At 71.6% G+C, this 21,118-nt stretch carries 15 protein-coding genes, 1 tRNA gene and 1 other RNA gene; 6 read left to right on the top strand and 11 right to left on the bottom strand.

The window, feature by feature from the left end; genetic code table 11:
- Positions 1-39 precede the first annotated feature (39 nt).
- The 3 genes from AB1K54_RS16400 to AB1K54_RS16390 form a co-directional block, all read right to left on the bottom strand.
- Entirely contained in the window at positions 40-627 is a 588-nt protein-coding gene (locus AB1K54_RS16400) for a DM13 domain-containing protein (RefSeq protein WP_371203834.1), read from the bottom strand.
- Positions 628-717: 90 nt separating this feature from the next.
- On the bottom strand, positions 718-2,004 hold the full coding sequence (locus AB1K54_RS16395) for an aspartate kinase (protein WP_371203833.1): 1,287 nt from the start codon (positions 2,002-2,004) through the stop codon (positions 718-720).
- 131 nt (positions 2,005-2,135) lie between these two features.
- A complete protein-coding gene (locus AB1K54_RS16390) occupies positions 2,136-4,205 on the bottom strand; it encodes an elongation factor G (RefSeq protein ID WP_371203832.1) in 2,070 nt (689 codons plus the stop codon).
- Positions 4,206-4,287: 82 nt separating this feature from the next.
- Here AB1K54_RS16390 and AB1K54_RS16385 point away from each other — a divergent pair, with 82 nt between their 5' ends.
- Complete coding sequence (locus AB1K54_RS16385; protein WP_371203831.1) at positions 4,288-4,779, top strand: hypothetical protein; 492 nt, start codon at positions 4,288-4,290, stop codon at positions 4,777-4,779.
- 42 nt (positions 4,780-4,821) lie between these two features.
- Here the strand turns inward: AB1K54_RS16385 and AB1K54_RS16380 are convergent, their stop codons facing one another.
- The 8 genes from AB1K54_RS16380 to ffs all read right to left on the bottom strand — a co-directional run bounded on the left by AB1K54_RS16380 (position 4,822) and on the right by ffs (position 15,303).
- Complete coding sequence (locus AB1K54_RS16380; protein ID WP_371203830.1) at positions 4,822-5,748, bottom strand: DMT family transporter; 927 nt, start codon at positions 5,746-5,748, stop codon at positions 4,822-4,824.
- Positions 5,745-6,338 (bottom strand): recombination mediator RecR, encoded by a 594-nt coding sequence (recR, locus tag AB1K54_RS16375; RefSeq protein ID WP_371203829.1) that lies wholly within the window; start codon positions 6,336-6,338, stop codon positions 5,745-5,747. Before recR ends, AB1K54_RS16380 begins: the two co-directional genes overlap by 4 nt.
- A gap of 9 nt (positions 6,339-6,347) precedes the next feature.
- Positions 6,348-8,426 carry a DNA polymerase III subunit gamma and tau gene (locus AB1K54_RS16370; protein WP_371203828.1) on the bottom strand — a complete coding sequence of 693 codons (2,079 nt, stop codon included), beginning with the start codon at positions 8,424-8,426 and terminating at the stop codon, positions 6,348-6,350.
- A 9-nt stretch (positions 8,427-8,435) separates the two neighbouring features.
- Positions 8,436-10,997 carry a glycoside hydrolase family 65 protein gene (locus AB1K54_RS16365; protein ID WP_371203827.1) on the bottom strand — a complete coding sequence of 854 codons (2,562 nt, stop codon included), beginning with the start codon at positions 10,995-10,997 and terminating at the stop codon, positions 8,436-8,438.
- On the bottom strand, positions 10,994-11,722 hold the full coding sequence (locus tag AB1K54_RS16360) for an HAD family hydrolase (protein WP_371203826.1): 729 nt from the start codon (positions 11,720-11,722) through the stop codon (positions 10,994-10,996). Before AB1K54_RS16360 ends, AB1K54_RS16365 begins: the two co-directional genes overlap by 4 nt.
- Positions 11,723-11,786: 64 nt before the next feature.
- On the bottom strand, positions 11,787-13,013 hold the full coding sequence (locus AB1K54_RS16355; RefSeq protein ID WP_371203825.1) for an acetate/propionate family kinase: 1,227 nt from the start codon (positions 13,011-13,013) through the stop codon (positions 11,787-11,789).
- Entirely contained in the window at positions 13,010-15,142 is a 2,133-nt protein-coding gene (gene pta, locus AB1K54_RS16350) for a phosphate acetyltransferase (protein WP_371203824.1), read from the bottom strand. Before pta ends, AB1K54_RS16355 begins: the two co-directional genes overlap by 4 nt.
- A 61-nt stretch (positions 15,143-15,203) precedes the next feature.
- Positions 15,204-15,303: signal recognition particle sRNA small type (ffs, locus tag AB1K54_RS16345), an RNA gene on the bottom strand.
- Positions 15,304-15,559: 256 nt separating this feature from the next.
- Here ffs and AB1K54_RS16340 point away from each other — a divergent pair.
- The 5 genes from AB1K54_RS16340 to AB1K54_RS16320 all read left to right on the top strand — a co-directional run.
- Positions 15,560-16,636, top strand: coding sequence for an AAA family ATPase (locus tag AB1K54_RS16340; protein ID WP_371203823.1), 1,077 nt, complete (start codon positions 15,560-15,562; stop codon positions 16,634-16,636).
- A 70-nt stretch (positions 16,637-16,706) separates the two neighbouring features.
- Positions 16,707-17,954 (top strand): DUF58 domain-containing protein, encoded by a 1,248-nt coding sequence (locus AB1K54_RS16335; RefSeq protein WP_371203822.1) that lies wholly within the window; start codon positions 16,707-16,709, stop codon positions 17,952-17,954.
- Complete coding sequence (locus tag AB1K54_RS16330) at positions 17,941-20,238, top strand: transglutaminaseTgpA domain-containing protein (protein WP_371203821.1); 2,298 nt, start codon at positions 17,941-17,943, stop codon at positions 20,236-20,238. The genes AB1K54_RS16335 and AB1K54_RS16330 overlap by 14 nt, the downstream gene beginning before the upstream one ends.
- A gap of 26 nt (positions 20,239-20,264) precedes the next feature.
- A tRNA-Ser gene (locus tag AB1K54_RS16325) sits at positions 20,265-20,349 on the top strand.
- 404 nt (positions 20,350-20,753) lie between these two features.
- On the top strand, positions 20,754-21,118 hold a 365-nt coding region (locus AB1K54_RS16320; RefSeq protein ID WP_371203820.1), incomplete at its 3' end, for a transposase.

Raw genomic sequence — 21,118 nt, 5'->3', positions numbered from 1 at the left:
CTCGAAGATGCGGGGGATCGCCCGATTCTACCGGTCCGTTCAGGCCAGGGCCGCCGCGCCGAAAGAGACGGCGAACTGAACGCACCACAGATCGACCGTGCGGTACGCACTCAGATCCACACCAGCGGGGATGTCGTAGAGCTGATCGCCGAGGTTGCCCTTGATCGGCCCGAGGTCCACCTGCTCGTATCCTGCGGCCGTGAACCATCCGTCGAATCCTTCGATCACGGGGCCCGCACTGAGCCACACGTGGACGTCCGGGCCGTTGCTCGTCTCCAGACCGACGAGGGCGAGTTGCCGGGTGCCGTCGGAATGCTCGATCACGCGAGCCGATCCGGTCGTGGTGTGCTCATGGCTCACGAACGTCCCGGCGAGAAGGTCGACCGGGCCGGTGGGCGCCGGCGGGTCGACAGCCGGCTGCTCGGCGAGCTCGACCCCCGCCGACGCGGTCGGCGCCGGCTCGCTCGACGGCGAGGCCGCGACGGGGATCTCGTCCTGCACCCGCACGTCGGTGAAGAGCAGCCACGGCTGGAGGATCAGACCGCCGACCACCGCGACGAGCACTGCAAGCGCAGCACCGGTCCCCCACAGCCAGCGGCCGCGTACCGACATCGGCTTGCGTGCCACCCGGATCTCCTCTGCGCCTCGACGAAGAGACGATAGTGCGGAAGGCTGGCGGCGCGCTGTGAGCGGCGGCCGCTCACCCCACGGCGCGGGTCAGCGGCCGGTGCCGGCGTGGACGACGGCATCGGTCTCGCCGTCGAGCCCGTACGCGGTGTGCACGACCCGGGCCGCTTCGGCGAGGTCGTCGCCGCGCACCACGACCGAGATGCGGATCTCAGACGTCGAGATCATCTCGATGTTGATGCCCGCGACGCTCAGCGCCTCGAACAGCGTCGCCGACACGCCCGAGTGCGTGCGCATACCCGCGCCGACGACCGAGAGCTTGCCGATCTGGTCGTCGTGCACGAGGCTCTCGAACCCGACGCCCGCCTGCTCGGCGCTGAGCGCGCGCAGTGCCGGGGCGGCGTCGGGTTTGGGGAGCGTGAACGAGATGTCGGTGCGGCCGGTCGTGGCCGCCGACACGTTCTGCACGATCATGTCGACGTTCGCGCCCGACTTGGCGACGATCTTGAAGATCTCAGCCGCCTTGCCGGGAACGTCGGGCACGCCGATCACGGTGATCTTCGCCTGGCCCAGGTCGGTCGCGACGCCCGCGACGATCGGCTCTTCCATCTCTGCTCCTTCTTCGCCGTCGGGGATGCTCATCCCCGGCCCGAGAACGTAGGTGCCCGCGCTCGAGGTGAACGTGGAGCGGGCGTGGATCAGGACGCCATGGCGGCGCGCGTACTCGACGGCGCGGTGGTAGAGCACCTTCGCGCCGTTGGCCGACAGCTCGAGCATCTCTTCGGCCGACACCATCCCCAGCTTGCGCGCCTTCGGCACGACCCGCGGGTCGGCGGTGAAGATGCCGTCGACATCGCTGTAGATCTCGCACACGTCGGCCTCGAGCGCCGCCGCGAGCGCCACGGCGGTCGTGTCGGAGCCGCCGCGGCCGAGCGTGGTGATGTCGCGGGTGTCGCGGTTGAAGCCCTGGAAGCCCGCGACGATCACGATCGCGCCCTCGTCGAGGGCTTCGCGCAGGCGGATCGGCGTGACGTCGACGATGCGAGCCGCGCCGTGGTCGGCGGTCGTGATCATGCCCGCCTGCGAGCCGGTGAACGAGCGCGCCTCGAAGCCCATCGAGTGGATCGCCATCGCCAGCAGCGCCATCGAGATGCGCTCGCCGCTCGACAGCAGCATGTCCAGCTCGCGCGGCGCCGGGATCGGGGCGACCTGCGCGGCCAGGTCGAGCAGCTCGTCGGTCGTGTCGCCCATCGCGCTGACGGCGACGACGACATCGTGGCCGGCCCGGCGGGCATCGACGATGCGCTTGGCGACCCGCTTGATGCTCTCGGCGTCGGCGACGGACGAACCGCCGTACTTCTGGACGATCAGCGCCACGTTGGAACCCCCGGATGCGCCGCAGGGCGGCGCGCGACTGGTGTGGAAGGACGGGCGACGGATGCCGCGCCCGACGTTCCATCTTACGGACGCGCGCGCGCCGGCCGAGCCATGCGCGCGAGCGGCACCGCTCAGACGCGGTGGGTCTCGGGCGCGCGCTCGTAGCGATCCGGTGCGATGACCAGCTCGGCCTGGCCGCCGGTCAGCGACCGCAGCTCGAGCACATACCGCGCGAGCTCCGCCTCAGGCGCGCTCGCGATGATGAGCGCGCGACCGTCGGGGGCGACATCCGTCGCGTTCACCCGCGCCCTGCGCGACGACAGATCGGTCAGCACCGGCCCCTGCAGGTCGGGCGGGACGGTGATCGTGACGATCGAGATGGGCTCGAGCACGACCGTGCCGGCCTCGGCGAGGGCCGCCTTCACCCCGAGGGATGCCGCGGTGCGGAAGGCCATCTCGGACGAGTCGACCGAGTGCGCCTTGCCGTCGTGCAGCTCGACCCGCACGTCGACCACCGGATGCCCCTGCGGCCCGCCCGCGGCCAGTGCGTCGCGCGCGCCCTTCTCCACCGCGGGGATGTACGTGCGCGGCACCGCGCCGCCGACGACCGAGTCGACGAACTCGAAGCCCGAGCCGGTGGGCAGGGGCGAGACCCGCAGCTGCACGACCGCGAACTGGCCGTGCCCGCCCGACTGCTTCTTCAGGCGCCCCTCCGCCGCCGCGGGGCGCGCGATCGTCTCGCGGTACGCCACCGGGGCCTGGCCCGTCGTCACATGCACCCCGAGCACGCGCGCCAGCCGCTCCACCGCGACCGCGACGTGCGTGTCGCCGAGCCCGCGAAGAATCGTGTCGCCACCGGTGCGGTCGAGTACGAGCGTCGGATCTTCGGCGAGCAGTCGCCCGAGCGCCCCGGACAGCTTCGCGTCGTCGGACTGCGACACCGGGGTCACCGTCACCGCGAACACGGGCTCACGATGCGGCAGCGGCGCCGGCCGCGCGGTGCCGTGGCTTCTGGACCACAGTATGGAGCCCGATGGCGAGCCGGTGAGCTTGGCGACCGCTCCGACATCGCCCCCCCGCAGCACGTCAGCCGGCACATGCTGGGCGCCGCACAGGCGAAAAAGCGCCGGCATGCGCTCCTCGGCGCCCGTCGTGGCGTTGTGCAGCCGGTCGCTCGGGCGCAGCGTGCCCGAGAGCACCTTGAGCATCGCGATCTGTCCGACGAAGGGGTCGGCCACCGTGCGGAAGACATGCACCACGGTGTCGCCGTCGGCGGCCGGGGCGACCGCCACCTCGGTGCCGCCCTCGCCGTCGGTCGATCCGCCCACGATGATGCGCGAGTCGTGGTCGCGCGACGAGGGGGCGAGCGCGCACAGCAGGTCCGCGACGCGGTCGACCCCCGCGCCGGTCTCGCCCGAGCACACCAGCACCGGCACCGCCTCGCCCGTCGCGACCTCGCGCGCGAAGGTGCGCTCGAGGTCGGCCGTGGCGGGCTCGGTGCCGTCGAGATACGCCTCGAGCTGCGCGTCGTCGTGCGACACGATCTCTTCGGTGACGCCGACGTGCAGTCCGTGCTCCTCGGCCTCGAGCGCGCTCGGGAGGGACTCGTCGTGGTGCCGGCCCTCGTCGTCGTAGACCAGCGCATGCTCGCTGAGCACGTCGGCGAGCCCGTGGAAGTCCTGCTCCTCCCCCAGCGGCAGTTCGAGGGGCCACAGGTGCTCCCCGAACGCCTCGCGGAGGTCGGCGAGCACGCGCCGGAAGTCGGCCCGCGCGCGGTCCTCCTGCGTCACGACCACGATGCGGGCGACCCCGGCCTGCTCGGCCGCCGCCCACACGGCACGCGTGCCCGCGGTCACGCCGTCGACCGCGCTGACCACGACGGCTGCGGCATCCGCCACCGACAGCGCCGTATCGACGGCGCCGATGAAATCCGGATGCCCCGGCGTGTCGATCAGCGTCACGGCGCGTTCGTCGCCACCGGCGTCCGTCCACGTCAGGTACGCGAGCGACAGGCTCAGCGTGATGCCGCGCGCGATCTCTTCGGGATCGTGGTCGCACACCGTGGTGCCCTGCGCGATCGACCCCTTGCGGGCGATCACGCCGGACCGAAGCAGCAGCGCTTCGGCGAGCGTCGTCTTGCCGGATCCCGCGCCGCCGACAAGCGCGATCGTGCGATGACTCGGACCCTGGGTCGGGCTCATCCTTGACCTCCCCCACCGATGTGGATGCTGACCATCGTGCCGTGCCGCGCACGGCTTCGCCAGGGGTTGCTACGATCCGCTCATGGACGACGTGCTCGAGGCGTGGACCGACTTCAACGTCGCCCTGATGGGGGCCACCGCCGCGCTGGCGGGTCTTGTGATCGTGGCGGCGAGCGTGAACATCGCCGAGATCGTCAAGGCGACCTCGCTCACGGCGCGCCTCGCGGCCGGCATCGCGGGACTGGTGCTCGCGATCGTCGGGGCCGGAGTGGGACTGGTCCCCGGTATCACGCCCCTCGCCTACGGCATCACGATGATCGCGTTCGCCCTCGTCACCGGAGTCTTCGCCGGCCAGGCTGCTCGCCGCATCTTCGAGAACCGGCATCCGGCCAACCGTATGCGACCGGGCAAAGCCGTCGTCGGATTCGTGGCTCCCGTCGCCTATCTCGTCGGCGGGAGCCTGCTCGTGGCGGGCGAGAGCGACGGCGTGGTCTGGTTCGCGGCAGGCGCGATCGCGGCGATCGTCGCGGGCCTGCTCATCTCGTGGATCGCACTGGTCGAAGTGCTGCGCTGAACCCGGTCGGCCCGACGGGGCGCGCCAGCCGGCCGCGGCGCGTCAGCCGGACAGCGGCGGAAGCTCATCGACGCCGTCGCGCACGCGCAGTCGCCCGCCGGTCGCGGCGAGCCAGCAGCCGAAGATCACCAGCGGGAAGCCCACGATGAGGCCGATGGTGATCTGTTCGCCCAGGATGATCGCGCCGAGCACGATCGCCACGACCGGGTTGACGTAGGTGAACAGCGGCGCGCGAGCCGGGCCCACGCGGGCGATGAGCGCGAAGAACGCGATGAACGCGATCGCGGTGCACAGCACCCCGAGGGTCACGAGCGACACGGTGCTCGACACCGTCGGCACCTGGTGCTGGGTGAGCAGTCCGAGCGGCAGGTAGAACAGCCCCACGACGGCCAGCGAGATCGTGATGCTCCCGAGCGAGGGGACATCCTTCAGCTTGGTGGCGACGATGAACGGGGCGATCGCGTACAGCACGGCCACCAGCAGCACCTCGCCGACGGCGACGAGCCCCCCGCCGCCCTGGACCGCCAGCCCCGGCCCCAGCACGATCACCGCGACGCCCAGGAAGCCCACCACGAGCCCGATCGTGCGCGAGGGGCTGAGGGCGGTGCGGTCGCCTGTCGAGAACGCGAAGATCGCCGCGAACAGCGGAACGGTCGAGACGAGCAGCCCGGTCAGCCCCGACGGCAGCGTCTGCTCGGCGTGCCCGAGCAGAAAGAAGGGTCCCGCCATCTCGATCGCGCCGAACAGCAGCACCCACCAGATCTTCGACCACGCGGGTCGCAGCGCCTTCTGACGCAGGGCGAAGGGCAACAGGATGGCGGCGCCGATGAGAGTGCGCCCCGCCACGATCGCCGCCGGCGAGTATGAGTCGACCGCCTCTTTGATGAACAGATACGGCACGCCCCAGATCAGCGCCATCGCCGCGAAAAGCAGCCATGCGCGCGCGTCGAACCGCTGGAGCGCGCTCACAGGGCGCGTCGTCCCTCGAACGCGCGGCCGAGAGTGACCTCGTCGGCATACTCGAGGTCGCCGCCGACGGGCAGGCCCGACGCGAGGCGGGTCACCGCGATCTCGAGGGTGTGCAGAAGCCGAGAGAGGTAGGTCGCGGTCGCCTCGCCCTCGAGGTTGGGGTTGGTCGCGAGGATGACCTCGGTGACCGTTCCGTCGGCGAGTCGCTTCATGAGCTGCGCGATGCGCAGGTCGTCGGGGCCGACCCCCGCGATCGGGCTGATCGCGCCGCCGAGCACGTGGTAGAGCCCGCGGAACTCGCGCGTGCGCTCGATCGCCGCGACGTCCTTGGCGTCTTCGACCACGCAGATCACCGTGCCGTCGCGGCGCGGGTCACGGCACACCACGCACAGGTCCTGCTCCGAGACGTTGCCGCACACCTCGCAGAAGCGCACCTTCTCGCGCACCCCGGTGAGGAGTTCGGCGAGGTGGGACACGTCGAAGTTCGGCGTCTGCAGAATGTGGAAGGTGATGCGCTGCGCCGACTTGGGGCCGATGCCGGGAAGCCGCCCGAACTCGTCGATCAGGTCTTGGACGATGCCGTCGTACATGGGAAGTTCCTAGCTGAACCTGGTGGGCGGGTCGTAGGGCTCTTCGCGCACGAACGTCGCACCGAGCACCTGACGCACGACCGCCTCTCCGTATCGACCAGGGGGGCCGGATGCCGCGGTGCGGACGACCACCGGCGCCGGAGGCGCGATCACCGGGGGCACCGGCACGTCGCCACCCGCGGGGATCTCGTCATCGTCGTCGGGTTCGATCGACCGCGCGACCTCGTCGGGAGGGAGCACTTCACCCTCGTGCGCCGGGGCGATCGTCGCGATCCGGCCGGGTGCGGACTCGGCGTCTTCGGGCTCGTCGTCGACGGCGAACTGCGGCGCGTCGGCCAGGGCCGCGGGCGCTGGCGTCGCCGCGGGCGCGTCGGCGGGAATCGGCGCGACCGCCCATTCGGTCACGGGCGCCGCCGCGAGCGGAGCCGTGACGCGAGAACGGGCCGGGGCGACCGGGTCGGGGTCGGAGGAGGCGCCCTCCGTGGGGGCGCGTTCGCCCGCCGCGGTCGAGGGCTCGCGTCCCGCGCCGGGCGCGCCCGGCTCGTGCTTGGCGATGTAGCGCACGCGCAGCCCCAGCGTGTCGAGGATCGCGGTGCGCAGGTCTTCGCTCGGCCCGCCCGGGCGCTTCTTGAACTTCTCGAGGTCGGACACGCTCGGGAACGACACCGTCAGCACGTCGTCGGCCAGATCGGCGACCACGGCGGCAGACGCGACCATCCACGACGTGCGGCTGATTCCCTCGACGCGCGTGAGCACGGCCGGCCAGGCCGCCCGCAGGCGCTCCAGTGTGACGGGCTCAGCCGGCGCCGCGGGTGCGGCGGCAGGCGGTGCGGCGGCGGCCGATGCGGGAGGCGCGGCAGCTGCGGGCTGTGCGGCAGGCGCGGGCTGTGCGGCAGACGCCGGCTGTGCGGCGGGCGGAGCAGCAGACGCGGGAGACGGCACGAGCGCGGGCGCTGCCGCGGGAGCCGCGGCGCCGGCGGCGTGCGTCAGCACCCGGGCGACCATGAGCTCGAGCTGGAGCCGGGGCGAGGTCGCCCCGGTCATCTCGTCGAGGGCGCCGATCACGAGGTCGGCGGTGCGCGACAGCCGCGCCGAGCCGAAGGCCGAGGCCTGCGCGCGCAGGCGCGCGAGATCGTCGGCTGTGATGCCGCGCAGCACCGCCGACGCGCCCTCGCCGGTGGCCGCCACGACGATCAGGTCGCGCAGCCGCTCGAGCAGGTCTTCGACGAAGCGACGCGGGTCTTGGCCCGTCTGCACCACGCGGTCGATCGCGGCGAACGCGGCGGAGGCGTCGCTGCCCGCGAACGCGCCCACGACCTCGTCGAGCAGTTCGGCGTGCGTGTAGCCGAGCAGCGACACCGCACGCTCGTAGGTCACCACCACGCCGTCGGCCGTCGCCTCGGAGCCCGCGATGAGCTGGTCGAGCAGCGACAGGGTGTCGCGCGGCGACCCGCCGCCGGCGCGCACGACCAGCGGCAGCGCGCCCGGCTCGACCCGCACGCCCTCCTGCTCGCACAGCTGCTCGACGTAGGCGAGCATCGCAGCCGGCGGAACCAGCCGGAACGGGTAATGGTGCGTGCGCGAGCGGATCGTGCCGATGACCTTCTCGGGCTCGGTCGTCGCGAAGATGAACTTGACGTGGTCGGGCGGCTCTTCGACGAGCTTGAGCAGCGCGTTGAACCCCTGCGGGGTGACCATGTGCGCCTCGTCGAGGATGAAGATCTTGAAGCGGTCGCGCGCGGGGGCGAACACCGCGCGCTCACGCAGGTCGCGGGCGTCGTCGACGCCGTTGTGGGATGCCGCGTCGATCTCGACCACGTCGAGCGAGCCACCGCCGTCGCGGCCGAGCTCGACGCAGCTCTCGCAGGTGCCGCATGGAGTGTCGGTCGGGCCGGTCGCGCAGTTCAGGCAGCGCGCGAGGATGCGCGCCGAGGTCGTCTTGCCGCACCCGCGCGGACCCGAGAACAGGTACGCATGACCGACGCGGTCGCCGCGCAGCGCCGTCATGAGCGGATCGGTGACCTGCGACTGCCCGATCATCTCGCCGAACGCCTCGGGACGGTAGCGGCGATAGAGGGCGATGGTCACCCCCACAGCCTACGTCGTGGGTCCGACATCGCCGCCGCTCACCGCCAGCACGTCGTCGCGGACGCGATCGGCCCCGGTCGCTGCCAGGCCCGCGTCGATGATCGGGATCGCGGAGGTCACCGTCGGGATGGACGAGGACAGCAGCGTGCCGTCCTCACGGCGCACGTCGGCGAACTTGCGATGGTCGGGACGCCCCGGGATCACCGGCCCCTGGTCGGCGAGCGGGACGACGACCTCTTCGCCCGCGCCGATCACGAACGGCGCGCCGCGCACGCTGAAGGTGAGCGGATCGCCGCCCGAGGCCCGCACGCGCAGCTCGTGCGTGCGCACCGTGACGTCCAGGCGTGTGCCGTGCCAGTGCAGCACGAACGAGAGCTCGGGCCACGCCGCGGGCAGCCGCGGATCGAAGCTGAGCTCGCCGAAGTGGTCGCGCATGCCGCCGAAGCCGCTCACGAGCGCCGTCCACACCCCTCCCGCCGAGGCGACGTGCACGCCGTCGGCGGCGTTGTGGTGGAGGTCCCCGAGGTCGACGAACAGCGACTGGTGGAAGTACTCCAGCGCGAGGTCCTGATACCCGACCTCGGCCGCCAGGATCGACTGCACGACCGCCGACAGCGTCGAGTCGCCCGTGGTCAGCGGATCGTAGTACTCGAAGTCGGCGCGCTTGTCCGCGGCCGAGAAGTGATTGCCCTGCAAAAACAGCGCGAGCACGACGTCGGCCTGCTTGAGCACCTGATACCGGTAGATGACAAGCGGGTGGTAGTGCAGCAGCAGCGGGCGCTTGTCGGGGGGCGTGTTCTCGAGATCCCAGATCTCGCGCTCAAGGAAGACGTGGTCCTGCGGGTGGATGCCGAGGGCCGTGCTGAAGGGGATGTGCATCGCTTCGGCGGCCTGCAGCCAGCCGTCGGCCTCACCGGGCTCGAGCGCGAGCCGGTCCACCATCCTGCGGTACGCCTCGCCGTCGGCCGCCGCCATCTCGCGCACGATCCGCGCCGCGAAGCGCAGGTTGAAGCGTGCCATCACGTTCGTGAACAGGTTGTCGTTGACGACCGTCGTGTACTCGTCGGGGCCGGTCACGCCGTGGATGTGGAAGCTGCGCTCGCCGTCGTCGCTGGTGCGCCAGAAGCCGAGCGTCGCCCACAGCCTGGCCGTCTCGACCGCGATGTCGATGCCCTCGCGCGTCAGGAAGTCGATATCGCCCGTCGTGCGCACGTACTTCGCGAGCGCATAGCTCACGTCGGCGTTGATGTGGTACTGGGCGGTGCCGGCGGCGTAATAGGCGGACGCCTCTTCGCCGTTGATCGTGCGCCACGGGAACAGCGCGCCGTGCTCGTTGAGCTGGGTGGCCCGGCGGCGCGCCGCAGGGAGCATGAGGTACCGCATCCGCAGGGCGTTGCGCGCCCACTGCGGCGTCGTGTACGTCAGGAACGGGAGGACGTAGATCTCGGTGTCCCAGAAGTAATGGCCGCTGTACCCCGAGCCGGTCACGCCCTTCGCGGGCACGCCGGACGCGTCGGCGCGGGCCGAGGCCTGAGCGAGCTGGAACAGGCACCACCGCGTGGCCTGCTGCAGGTCGTCGTGGCCCCCGATGACGACATCCGATCGGCTCCAGAAGGCGTCCAGCCACTCGCGCTGCTGCGCCAGCAGCTGGTCGGCGCCCTCGGCTCCGGCGCGATCGAGCGTGCGACGGCAGCGGTCGACGAGCTCGCGCGCCGGCACGCCGCGGGACGTGTGATACGAGACGAGCTTGGTGACCGTGATGGGCACTCCCGCCCGGGCCTGCACGCGGAAGACGTTCTTGGCGATGTCCGGCTCGACGAGCCGCCGCGTCGTGAACTCGTTCTCGGTCTCGATGAGGTGGTCGGCGACCACCGCGAGAGTCATGTGGGACTCGGTGACCCGGTACGACAGGACGGCGCGGTCGCCCTCCTGCCAGTACTCCTGGGGCTGCAGGACGCGGTCCTCGATGCGCTCTGCCTTGCGCGGGTCGAATCCCGCCTTCTTCGTCGCGACAGGGGTGCCGCCGTAGACGTTCTCGCCATCCTGCCGGTTGATGATCTGACAGCTGACCGTGACGGGCGCGTCGTCGTTGAGCACCGTGACCGTCAAGCGCATCACCGCGAGGTGCTGCTCCGGGAACGACACCAAGCGCTCGTCCTCGACGAGGACGTCCTTGCCGGACGGCGTCGTCCAGCGCACGTGCCGGCGCAGCACCCCATCGCGCATGTCGAGCACTCGCTCGTACTCGCGCACGTCCGCGACATCGAGCGACAGCGGCTCGTCGTCGACGTAGACGCGCAGCACCTTCGCGTCGGGGGCGTTGATGATGGTCTGCCCGATCTCGGCGAAGCCGTACGCCTGCTCGGCGTGACGGATCGGGAAGGTCTCGTGGAACCCGTTGATGAACGTGCCGGCCTCGTGCGCCTGCCGGCCCTCGGGGTGATTCCCGCGCAGCCCGAGGTAGCCGTTGCCGACGGCGAACAGCGTCTCGGTGACCCCCACGTCATCGACGGTCGTCGAACGCTCGACGAGCCGCCACGGGTCGACGGGAAAACGGTCGCGGTCGATCATGCCGTGAACTCCTCCAGGTCGTTGACCACCAGGTGCGCCCCCGCCTCGCGAAGGGCCTGTTCCCCGACGCCGCGGTCGACGCCGACCACGAGCGCGAATCCGCCCGCGGCGGCCGAGGCGACGCCGCTGATCGCGTCCTCGACGGCGGCCGCGCGCGCGGGGTCGACGCCCAGCAGGCGCGCCGCCTCGACGAACACGTCGGGCGCGGGCTTGGAGCGGAGGTGGTCGCGCTCGGCGATCACGCCGTCCATCACGACGGCGAAGCGGTCGCGGATGCCGGCGACATCGAGAACCTCCGCCGCGTTCTTCGAGCTCGACACCACCGCGATCGGGGTGCCGGCATCGCGCAGCCGGTCGATGAGGGCGAGCGAGCCCGGATACGGCGCGATGCCCTCCTCGCGGAGCACCCTCTCGAACACCACGTTCTTGCGGTTGCCGATGCCGCACACCGTGTCATCGGTCACCGGGTCGGACGGCTCTCCCCACGGCACCTCGACGCTGCGGCTGTGCAGCAGGCTCGCCACCCCGTCGTACCGCTTCTTTCCGTCGAGGTACGCGAAGTAGTCGTCATCGGTGTAGGGCGGCTCGATGCCCCAGTCGGCGAACAGCTGCTGGAACATCGTGCGCCACGCGTGCATATGCACCTCGGCGGTGGGGGTCAGCACGCCGTCGAGATCGAACAGAACGGCCTCATAGGCCGACAGGTCGGGCAGCGGTTCGGTCACAGGGTCTCGGTCTCCGGGCAAACAGTGCGTGTGGACAGGGGCTCTTCGTCGTGCCGATAACAGCCTAAGCTCGTGCGACCGCGAGCGCTTGACGGGCAATCTCAAGCTCCTCGTCTGTCGGCACCACCAGCACGATCGTGCGCGACGAGTCGGTCGAGATGACCCGCATGCCGCCACGGCGCTCCTCGTTGCGCGCGGCGTCGATCTCGATGCCCGCGAAACCGAAGGTCGCCAGCGCCGCGGCGCGGATGCCGGGGTCGTTCTCGCCCACCCCGGCCGTGAACGAGATCACGTCGGCGCCGCCCAGGGCCGCGAGGTACGCGCCCGCGTATGCGCGAAGGCGATGGACGTAGACGTCATAGGCGAGCGCGGCCGCGGCATCCCCCTCCCGCATCGCGCTCTCGAGGTCGCGCATGTCGGACACGCCCGCCAGGCCCAGCAGCCCGCTGCGCTTGTTGAGCAGGTCATCGAGGTCGTCGATCGACAGACCGGCGCGGCGGGCGAGGTGGAAGAGCACGGCGGGGTCGATATCGCCCGATCGGGTGCCCATCACGAGCCCTTCGAGCGGCGTGAGCCCCATCGACGTGTCGACCGAGCGTCCGCCGTCGATGGCGCTGACGGATGCCCCGTTCCCGAGGTGGAACACGATCTGCCGCAGGTCCGCGAGCGGACGCCCGACGAACGCCGCGGCCGCCTCGCTCACGAACTTGTGGCTGGTGCCGTGGAATCCGTACCGGCGGATGCGGTGGGCCGCGGCGAGCTTCGCGTCGATCGCGTACGTGTAGGCGGCCGGCGGCAGCGTCTGGTGGAACGCCGTGTCGAACACCGCGACGTGAGGCACGTCGGGGAACGCCGTGCGAGCGGCCTTGATGCCCTCGAGGTTCGCGGGGTTGTGCAGGGGGGCCAGCACCGACAGCTCGTCGATGTTGATCTCGACCAGCGGCGTGATGAGCGTCGGCTCGAAGAACCGCGCGCCGCCGTGCACCACGCGGTGGCCGACGGCGACCGGCGCGTTGTCTGAGAGGGACGGTCCATGCTCGGCGAACGCGTCGAGCATGACGCGGAACCCGGCCGTGTGGTCGGCGATGGGCAGCTCCCGCTCGTAGGTGGCCTCGAGCATGGCGGATGCCGCGCCCTCGGGGTGCGGGTTGGTCACCGTGTGGGTCGAATGCCCGTCGGCCTGACCGATGCGCTCGACCAGGCCCGAGGCGAGCACGCGCTCGGACTCGACGTCGAGCAGCTGGTATTTGAACGAGGACGACCCGCTGTTGACCACGAGGACGACACTCACGACGGGCTCCCCTGCGCCTGGATCGCGGTGATCGCGATCGTGTTGACGATGTCTTCGACGAGCGCTCCGCGCGACAGGTCGTTGATCGGCTTGTTGAGGCCCTGCAGCACCGGTCCGATCGCCACCGCGCCGGCCGAGCGCTGCACCGCCTTGTACGTGTTGTTGCCGGTGTTGAGGTCGGGGAAGATGAACACCGTCGCGCGGCCGGCGACCTCGGATCCCGGCATCTTCGCGGCGGCCACGGCGGCGTCGGCGGCCGCGTCGTACTGGATCGGGCCCTCCACGAGCAGCTCGGGCGCGCGCTGGCGGACCAGGGCCGTGGCATCCCGCACCTTCTCGACTTCGGCCCCGGAACCGGACTCGCCCGTCGAGTACGACAGCATCGCCACGCGCGGATCGATGCCGAACTGGCGTGCGGTCGCGGCCGACGAGATCGCGATGTCGGCGAGCTGCTCGCGGGTCGGGTCGGGGATCACGGCGCAGTCGCCGTACACCAGCACCCGGTCGGCGAGCGCCATGAGGAACACGCTCGAGACGACCGAGACGCCCGGCTGGGTCTTGATGACCTCGAACGCGGGGCGGATCGTGTGGGCGGTGGTGTGCGCTGCGCCCGAGACCATGCCGTCGGCCAGGCCCAGGTGCACCATCATGGTGCCGAAGTACGAGACATCCGTCACCGTGTCGGCGGCGCGCTCGAACGTGACGCCCTTGTGGGCGCGCAGGCGCGCGTACTCCTCGGCGAAGCGGTGCACGTGGACGGGGTCGAAGGGGCTCAGCACCTCGGCGGCCTGCAGGTCGACGCCCAGCTCGATCGCCCGCGCGCGCACCTCGACCGGCTCGCCCAGGATCACGAGGTCGGCGATGCCGCGCTGCAGCACCGTGCCGGCCGCCCGCAGGATGCGATCGTCGCCGCCCTCGGGCAGCACGATGCGCTTGCGTCGCGAGCGGGCGCGCTCGACGAGCTGGAACTCGAACATGAGCGGGGTGACCACCGTCGCCCGGGCGATGCCGAGGGCGACGGTGAGCTCGTCGATGTCGACGTTCTTCTCGAACAGCGCGAGCGCCGTCTCGTAGCGCTGCGGCGAGTCTGCGGCCAGCCGCCCCCGCGTGCCCATGATGCGCACGGCGGTCTCGTACGTGCCGAACTCGCTCGTGATGATCGGCAGCTTCGAGCCCAGCCCGTCGATGAGACGCCGCACGGGGTCGGGGATCTCGAACGGCCCGTTCAGCACGATGCCGGCCAGCGACGGGAAGGTGCCCGAGGCGTTGGCCAGCAGCGTCGCCAGCAGCACCTCGGACCGGTCGGCGGCGATCACCACGACCGCCCCCTCGGTGAGGCGGGGCAGCACGTTCACCATCGACATGCCCGCCACGACGATGCCCAGCGCCGAGCGGGTGAGCAGCTCGGGATCGCCCGCGAGCAGCCGCCCGTCGAGCGAGCGCAGGATGCTCGCCATCGACGGGGCGACCAGCGACACGTCCTCGGGGATCGCCCACACCGGCACCGTGCGGCCGGTTGCGCGGCCGCCGGCGCGAACGGATGCCTCGACCGCCGCGATCGTCTCGGCAAGGCGCTCGGGGTCGGCGCGGTTGGCGACCACGGCGAACAGCTGCGCACGGCCGCGGGCCAGCTCGGCGATCGACAGCGACGCGATCTGCCCCATCTCGGCGGGTGTGCGCGGCGGCAGGGAGCCCAGCTCTTCGATGTGGCCGTCGCCGCGGCCGCCGAGCACGAGCAGCACCGGGGCGCCGAGGTTCGCCGCGATCCGGGCGTTGTAGGCGAGTTCCGCGGGGCTGGCCACATCGGTGTAGTCCGAACCGACGATCACCACCGCCTCGCACTGCGCCTCGACCGCCTTGTAGCGCTCGACGATGGTCGCCAGCGCCGCCTCGGGGTCGGCGCGCACCTCGTCGTAGGTCGCGCCGATGCACTCGCTGTAGGCGAGGTCGACGCCGTCGTGGGCGAGCAGCATCTCGAGCACGTAGTCCGGCTCGGCGGTCGAGCGCGCGATCGCCCGGAAGACGCCGACCCTCGCCGTGGCGTGGCTCAGCGCGTCGAGCACGCCGAGCGCGACGCTGGACTTGCCCGCGTGGCCTTCTGGGGACGTGATGTAGATGCTCTGCGCCACGCGCTCAGCCTAGGGGTCGACTCCGACCGGCGACCAGGGCACGGGTGGTGAAGCACCCGGGAAGAGTAAGACTCTCCGCGAACCCGGCAGAGCCTGGTTACCCTTGCTACGTTTCCGTCCTGGGGGAGTTGGCCTGGATGCCGCCTCGCGGAGAGCTTCCAGCAGTCTACCCGCTCCGCAGGGCGCCGCGTTTCGTGCGGCGGACCCCGGACGGCGCGGCGGCCCTCCCGCCAGCGCGGCGCCCGGATCACGTGCGGCTGTCAGGTTGGGCGCCTCCGTCGCCCTCATGGCCCTCGGCGCGCGCGGGAGGAAGGGCCGGAGCGAACCTCAAAGGCTTCTCTCAGGCCCGCCACCGTGCCCGAATTGTTACGATCGAGCCAGGGCGGGCGTCGAGGCCCGGGTGCGCGAGGGGAACGCATGGCTGAGACCGTGACGGATGGAACGACGATGACTGGGCCCACGCGACCGGAGGCTCCGCTGGACGCATCAGCGGCCAGGAGAAGGGGCGCGGGCGATGCCCCGGCGCTGACGGCCGAGGGCTTCGCACGCACGACCGCCGCGATCCTCGAGTCGGTCTCCCGCGTGATCGACGGCAAGCCCGAGGCTGTGCGCTCAGCCCTGGTCGTGCTGCTGGCCGAAGGGCATCTGCTCATCGAAGACGTGCCGGGCGTCGGAAAGACGATGCTCGCTCGCGCTCTTGCGGCATCCGTCGACGCGACGGTGCGTCGCATCCAGTTCACCCCCGACCTGCTGCCCGGAGACGTGACCGGCGTGAGCGTCTTCAACCCGGTCGAGCGCGAGTTCGAATTCAAGCCGGGCGCGATCTTCGCGAACATCGTGATCGCCGACGAGATCAACCGCTCCTCCCCCAAGACGCAGTCGGCGCTGCTGGAGGCGATGGAAGAGGTGCAGGTCACCGTCGACGGCCAGACGCACTACCTGCCCGATCCCTTCCTCGTGGTCGCCACGCAGAACCCGCTCGAGATGGAGGGCACCTACGCCCTGCCCGAGGCGCAGCGCGACCGGTTCATGATGCGCATCTCGATGGGCTACCCCGACCCGAGGTCCGAGGCGCTCATGCTGCGCCAGCGCGACGCCGTGAACCCGCTCGACGCGATCCGCCCCGTCGTGACCGCGGCCACAGTCGCCCAGCTCATCGGGTGGGCGCGGGCCGTGCACGTCGCCCCCGCGATCGAGGACTACGCCGTCGCGCTCGCGTCGGCGACCCGCACGCACTCCGACCTGCGGCTCGGGGCGAGCCCCCGTGCGACGCTGCAGCTCGTGCGCGCCGCGAAGGTGTGGGCGGCGCTGGACGGTCGAGGGTTCGTGATCCCCGACGACATCACGGCGCTGCTCGGTCCGGTGTTCGCGCATCGGATCATCCCGACGCGCTCGGCCGGCGGCGCGCGGGCGCGCACCACCGCCGACGCGATCGCGACGATCCTCGACCGGATCGCGACGAGCGTGCGGGTGCCGCTCGCGACCAGGCAGTGACGATCATGCGACGCAGGCGCCACCGTCGCGAGCGCATCGCCCCGCGGCCCGTGACGGCCGGAGCACGAGCATGAGACGGCTGTGGCCGCTCACCGTGCGCGGCACCGGCGCGCTCGTGCTCGCGATCGGATGCTTCGTGCTCGCGAACGAGATCGGGCTGGGCGAGCTCGTGTACTTCGGAACCCTGATGCTGGCGGTGCTCGCCGCGAGCATCGCGTCGCTGTACCTGACCCGCCGCTCCGACACGGTGTCGCGCTCGCTCACGCCGAACGCCGCCGCCGTCGGCCGGGACGCGCGGGTGACCGTGCGGGTGGGGGTGCGCACCGCCCTCCCGACCGCTCCCGGCACGTGGAAGGACGCCCTCCCGAGGGCCCTGGACGGCAGCGCCGAGGGCGTGTTCCCCGCACTCGGCTCGGGGCTGCGCGGTTCGGAGCGCGTGGTGGACCTGTCGTATTCCGTGACCGGCATGAGCCGCGGCATCCACCCCATCGGCCCCCTCGCCGTGCGCTCGACCGACCCCTTCGGCCTCGCGACCCGGCGCAGCGTCTTCGGCGAGCGCACCCGCGTGACCGTCGCGCCCGCGGTCGTCGATCTGCCCGCCGTCAACAACCTCGCCGGCGAGGCGGGCGGGATGCTGCACACCACGACCAGCCAGCTCGGCCAGGGCGCCGACAACCTCATCGCGCGGCCGTACATGCCGGGCGACTCGATGCGACGCATCCACTGGCGCGCGACCGCGCACCGAGACGCCCTCATGGTGCGTCAGGAGGAGCAGGAGTCCACCCCCGAGGCCACCGTCGTGCTCGACCGGGGCGTGCTGCGCTGGTCGGGCGAGGCGATGCAGGCGCCGGGGGCGGACCCGGGGTTCGAGCTGGCGGTGTCGGCCGCGGCATCCGTCATCACGCGTCTCGCGCACGACGGCTACGCGATCGAGGTGATCGACTCTGACGGCGCCGAGCTCGCCGAGCGCATCGACGGCGGCGACATGACCGAGGTCGAGCTCGTCGTCACCGGCTTCGCGAAGCTCACCGCGCGCCGCGACGATCACCTCGCGCAGCTGCCGCGCGTGTTCTCGGGGGTCATGACGGGGCCGGTGGTGGTGATCACGGGTCGATTCGACGAGACGGATGCCACGGCCCTGGCCCCGATCGTGCATCACTCGACCCTCCCGGTGCTGCTGGCCACCTCGCCCAGCGCGGGCTCGCTCGACCGGGCATCCGACCTCGGCTGGCGCGTCGGGCGGATCGGCGAGGAGGCCGACATCGCCAGCGCGTGGGCGGGCGCGGTCGACAGGGGGACGGCGAATGTCTTCCGCTGACCAGCCGCGCGGCGCCCGGCGCATCGCGAACCCGACGCTGACGGCGGGGGTGCTGATCGCGGTGCTCGCCGCGCTCCTTCCGCTCATGCGCGTCGTGCGCCCGAGCGGCTGGCTGCTCGGCGCGGTGGTGCTGGCGGCTGCGATCCTCGCGGCGGGGTTCTTCGCGCGGCGCTATCGCCTGGCCGCGATCGCCGTGACCCTCATCGAGGTCGCCGTGTGGGTCGTGTTCGTCACGCTCGTGTTCCTGCGCGACACGGCGATCCTGTGGGTGATCCCGAGCATCGAGACGATCACGCGCCAGGTGCCGGCGCTGGTCGCGATCGCCTCGGAAGAGATCGCGCTCGGCGCTGCCCCGCTCGAGGCGAGCATGTCGCTGTCGCTGCTGATCGTGGGCACGACGGGACTGCTCACGATCGTCATCGACCATGTCGTGCTCACCGCGCGGATGCCGCTGCTGGCCGCCGTCGGCCTGATCGCCGTGTCGCTCATTCCCGCGATCGCGGTGCCGAGCGACATGGACGTGATGGCGTTCGTGCTGCTGGCGGTGGCGATCCTGTTCCTCATGCGGGCCGACACCCGCGCGCGCGAGCGGCCCGCCGAGCAGGACGCCGACCGCACCGCCGGCGTGCCGGCCACCGCGCTCGGCATCGGCGCGATCGCGGTCGTCGTGGCGCTGGTGGCGACGCCGCTGCTGCCCGAGCCTGTCGTGCGCGCGGGCGCGGGCGGGCTCGGCGGCGGTGCGGGCGTCGACGCGACCCTGCAGCTCGGCGACGATCTGCGCCGCCCGCAGGAGACCGAGGTGCTGCAGATGCGCAGCAGCGCCCCGACGCCCCCGTACCTGCGGCTGACGACGCTCACCGAGTTCGATGGCGCGGTGTGGCAGCCCGACCGGGCTCGGAGCGTGCCCCTGGACGGCCCGGAGGGTCTGAGCACCCCGTCGGTGTCGTCGGCGATCGAGCTCGCCGAGTACGCCACCACCGTGCAGGTCAAGAACCTCGCCTCGCCGTGGCTGCCGGTGGCGTATCCCGCGACCGGGATCACCGGGCTGGAGGGCGAATGGGCCGCGGTGCCCTACAACCGCACCGTGGTCGCCCGGTCGGCGCTCACGCAGGGACAGGAGTACGAGGTCATCTCGCAGGTGCCCCGCCCGACGCTGGAGCAGATCCGGGCGCGGCAGGCGCGCGCCAGCGAGCAGCGGGACGAGACCACCCAGCTGCCCGACGACCTTCCCGCCTCGGTCGCCGAGCTCGCCGCCACCGTCACGGAGGACGCCGAGTCGGACTACGACGCGCTCGTCGCCCTGCAGACGTGGTTTCGCGGACCGCAGTTCCAGTACTCGCTCGACGCGCCCGTCGAGGACGGCTTCGACGGCACCGGCGCCGAGGCGATCGGCCGCTTCCTCGAGGTGCGCTCGGGCTACTGCATCCACTACGCCTCGGCGTTCGCCCTCATGGCCCGCACGCTCGGCATGGCCTCGCGCATCGTCGTCGGCTATCTTCCGGGCGAAGCCACGACCGACGCGGTCGACCGCGAGACCGTGTACTCGGTGTCGAGCGCCAAGCTTCACGCATGGCCCGAGGTGTACTTCGACGGCATCGGCTGGGTGCAGTTCGAGCCGACCAACAGCTTGGGCACACCGACCGCCTTCGCCGCGGCCCCCAGCACGCCGGGCGTCGCCGACAACACGCCGGGACTTCCCACCGCGCCCTCCGCGGCGCCGACCACCGCGCCGGGCCCCGGCGCCGACACCGAGGGGCCGAACCAGACCGGGACGACGGATGCCTCCACCACGGCCACCGCGGACCCGGTGCCGACCATCTCGGTCGTGCTCGGCATTCTGCTCGCCCTGCTCATCCCCGCGCTGCTGCGCGACCTGCGTCGACGCCAGCTGCTGGCATCGGCCCGCACCGGCGATGCGGCCGCCGCCTGGACCGTCGTGCAGGACACCGCCATCGACCTCGGCATCAGCGTGCCCGCCGCCGAGACCGCGCGGTCGCTCGGGAGCCGCCTGGTCGAGCACCACGGTGCGCCGCACGCCGAGATGGGGCTGCTGATCAGCGCGATCGAGCGCGCCAGCTACGCACCGGGCGGAAAGCACGGCTTCTGGCAGGGCGAGACGATCGCCGATGCCGCCACCACGGTGTCGCGGGCGATGCTCGCCGACGTCGAGCCCGCGCGGCGGCTTCTCGCGGTGGTCGCGCCGCGCTCGCTCGTCATCCGCCCGGGGAGCCTCTACGCCGGCTCGGGCGCCGCTCGGTCGGGGGCACGTGTGCGCGCACGGTAGGATGGTCTGCGGTCCTTCGGGGCCATGGAGGATTCGCCTAGTGGCCTATGGCGCACGCTTGGAAAGCGTGTTGGGTGCAAGCCCTCAGGGGTTCGAATCCCCTATCCTCCGCAGATGAATCGAGCGTCGCGCCCGCAGGGTGCGGCGCTCGATTCATCATTGGATGCTGCGGATTCGGGGAGGAGCGCCGCCGGAGGCGGTGCGACGCAGTCCCCTATCCTCCGCAGATGAATCGAGCGTCGCGCCCGTAGGGTGCGGCGCTCAACTCATTCATAGGGTGCTGCGGATTCGGGGAGGAGCGCCGCCGGAGGCGGTGCGACGCAGTCCCCTCTCCTCCGCACGCCGATCTGCGTTCCCGTCTCGCGTTGTGAATCGGGAAGAACCGAGAGCCGCCTGGGTTGCGTCCAATAGCGTGGTGTACGGATCCGGTGGCCGCGTCGCTGTGAACGTGGCGACGGTCACCGCGTGATCCTTCGAGAGAACTCTTCACATCCGTCTCGAAAGGAACCACGACGATGACCGTCGTACCCAGTATTGACCCTGCCCGTTTCCTCCACGAACAGCTCGACCAGGCGTCCCCGGACCTGCTCCGGGAGATGTTGACCACGTTCATCAACGTGTTGTTGTCCGCCGACGCCGATCAGGTCTGCGGCGCCTCCTACGGCGCGGTCAGCGCTGACCGGGTGAACCGGCGCAACGGGTACCGGCACCGCGAGTTCGACACCCGCGCAGGCACGCTCGACGTGAAGATCCCGAGGCTGCGGCAGGGCACGTACTTCCCGGAATGGCTGCTGGAACGCCGCCGCCGGGCCGAGGCGGCGCTGACCACGGTGGTCGCGACCAGCTATCTCCTGGGCGTATCGACCCGGCGGATGGAGGA

Origin of the sequence: Microbacterium sp. BWT-B31, from assembly GCF_041379855.1 — a bacterium.
In the GTDB taxonomy this organism is placed as follows: domain Bacteria; phylum Actinomycetota; class Actinomycetes; order Actinomycetales; family Microbacteriaceae; genus Microbacterium.
This window is presented reverse-complemented; position numbering and strand designations above follow the sequence as displayed.

What these genes read in the sequence shown, in the direction of transcription:
- AB1K54_RS16390 (WP_371203832.1), bottom strand. Translation starts at nt 4,205, where the DNA reads ATGAGCCCGACCCAGGGTCCGAGTCATCGCACGATCGCGCTTGTCGGC.
- AB1K54_RS16385 (WP_371203831.1), top strand. Translation starts at nt 4,288, where the DNA reads ATGGACGACGTGCTCGAGGCGTGGACCGACTTCAACGTCGCCCTGATG.
- recR (WP_371203829.1), bottom strand. Translation starts at nt 6,338, where the DNA reads ATGTACGACGGCATCGTCCAAGACCTGATCGACGAGTTCGGGCGGCTT.
- AB1K54_RS16365 (WP_371203827.1), bottom strand. Translation starts at nt 10,997, where the DNA reads ATGATCGACCGCGACCGTTTTCCCGTCGACCCGTGGCGGCTCGTCGAG.
- AB1K54_RS16340 (WP_371203823.1), top strand. Translation starts at nt 15,560, where the DNA reads ATGGCTGAGACCGTGACGGATGGAACGACGATGACTGGGCCCACGCGA.
- AB1K54_RS16335 (WP_371203822.1), top strand. Translation starts at nt 16,707, where the DNA reads ATGAGACGGCTGTGGCCGCTCACCGTGCGCGGCACCGGCGCGCTCGTG.
- AB1K54_RS16330 (WP_371203821.1), top strand. Translation starts at nt 17,941, where the DNA reads ATGTCTTCCGCTGACCAGCCGCGCGGCGCCCGGCGCATCGCGAACCCG.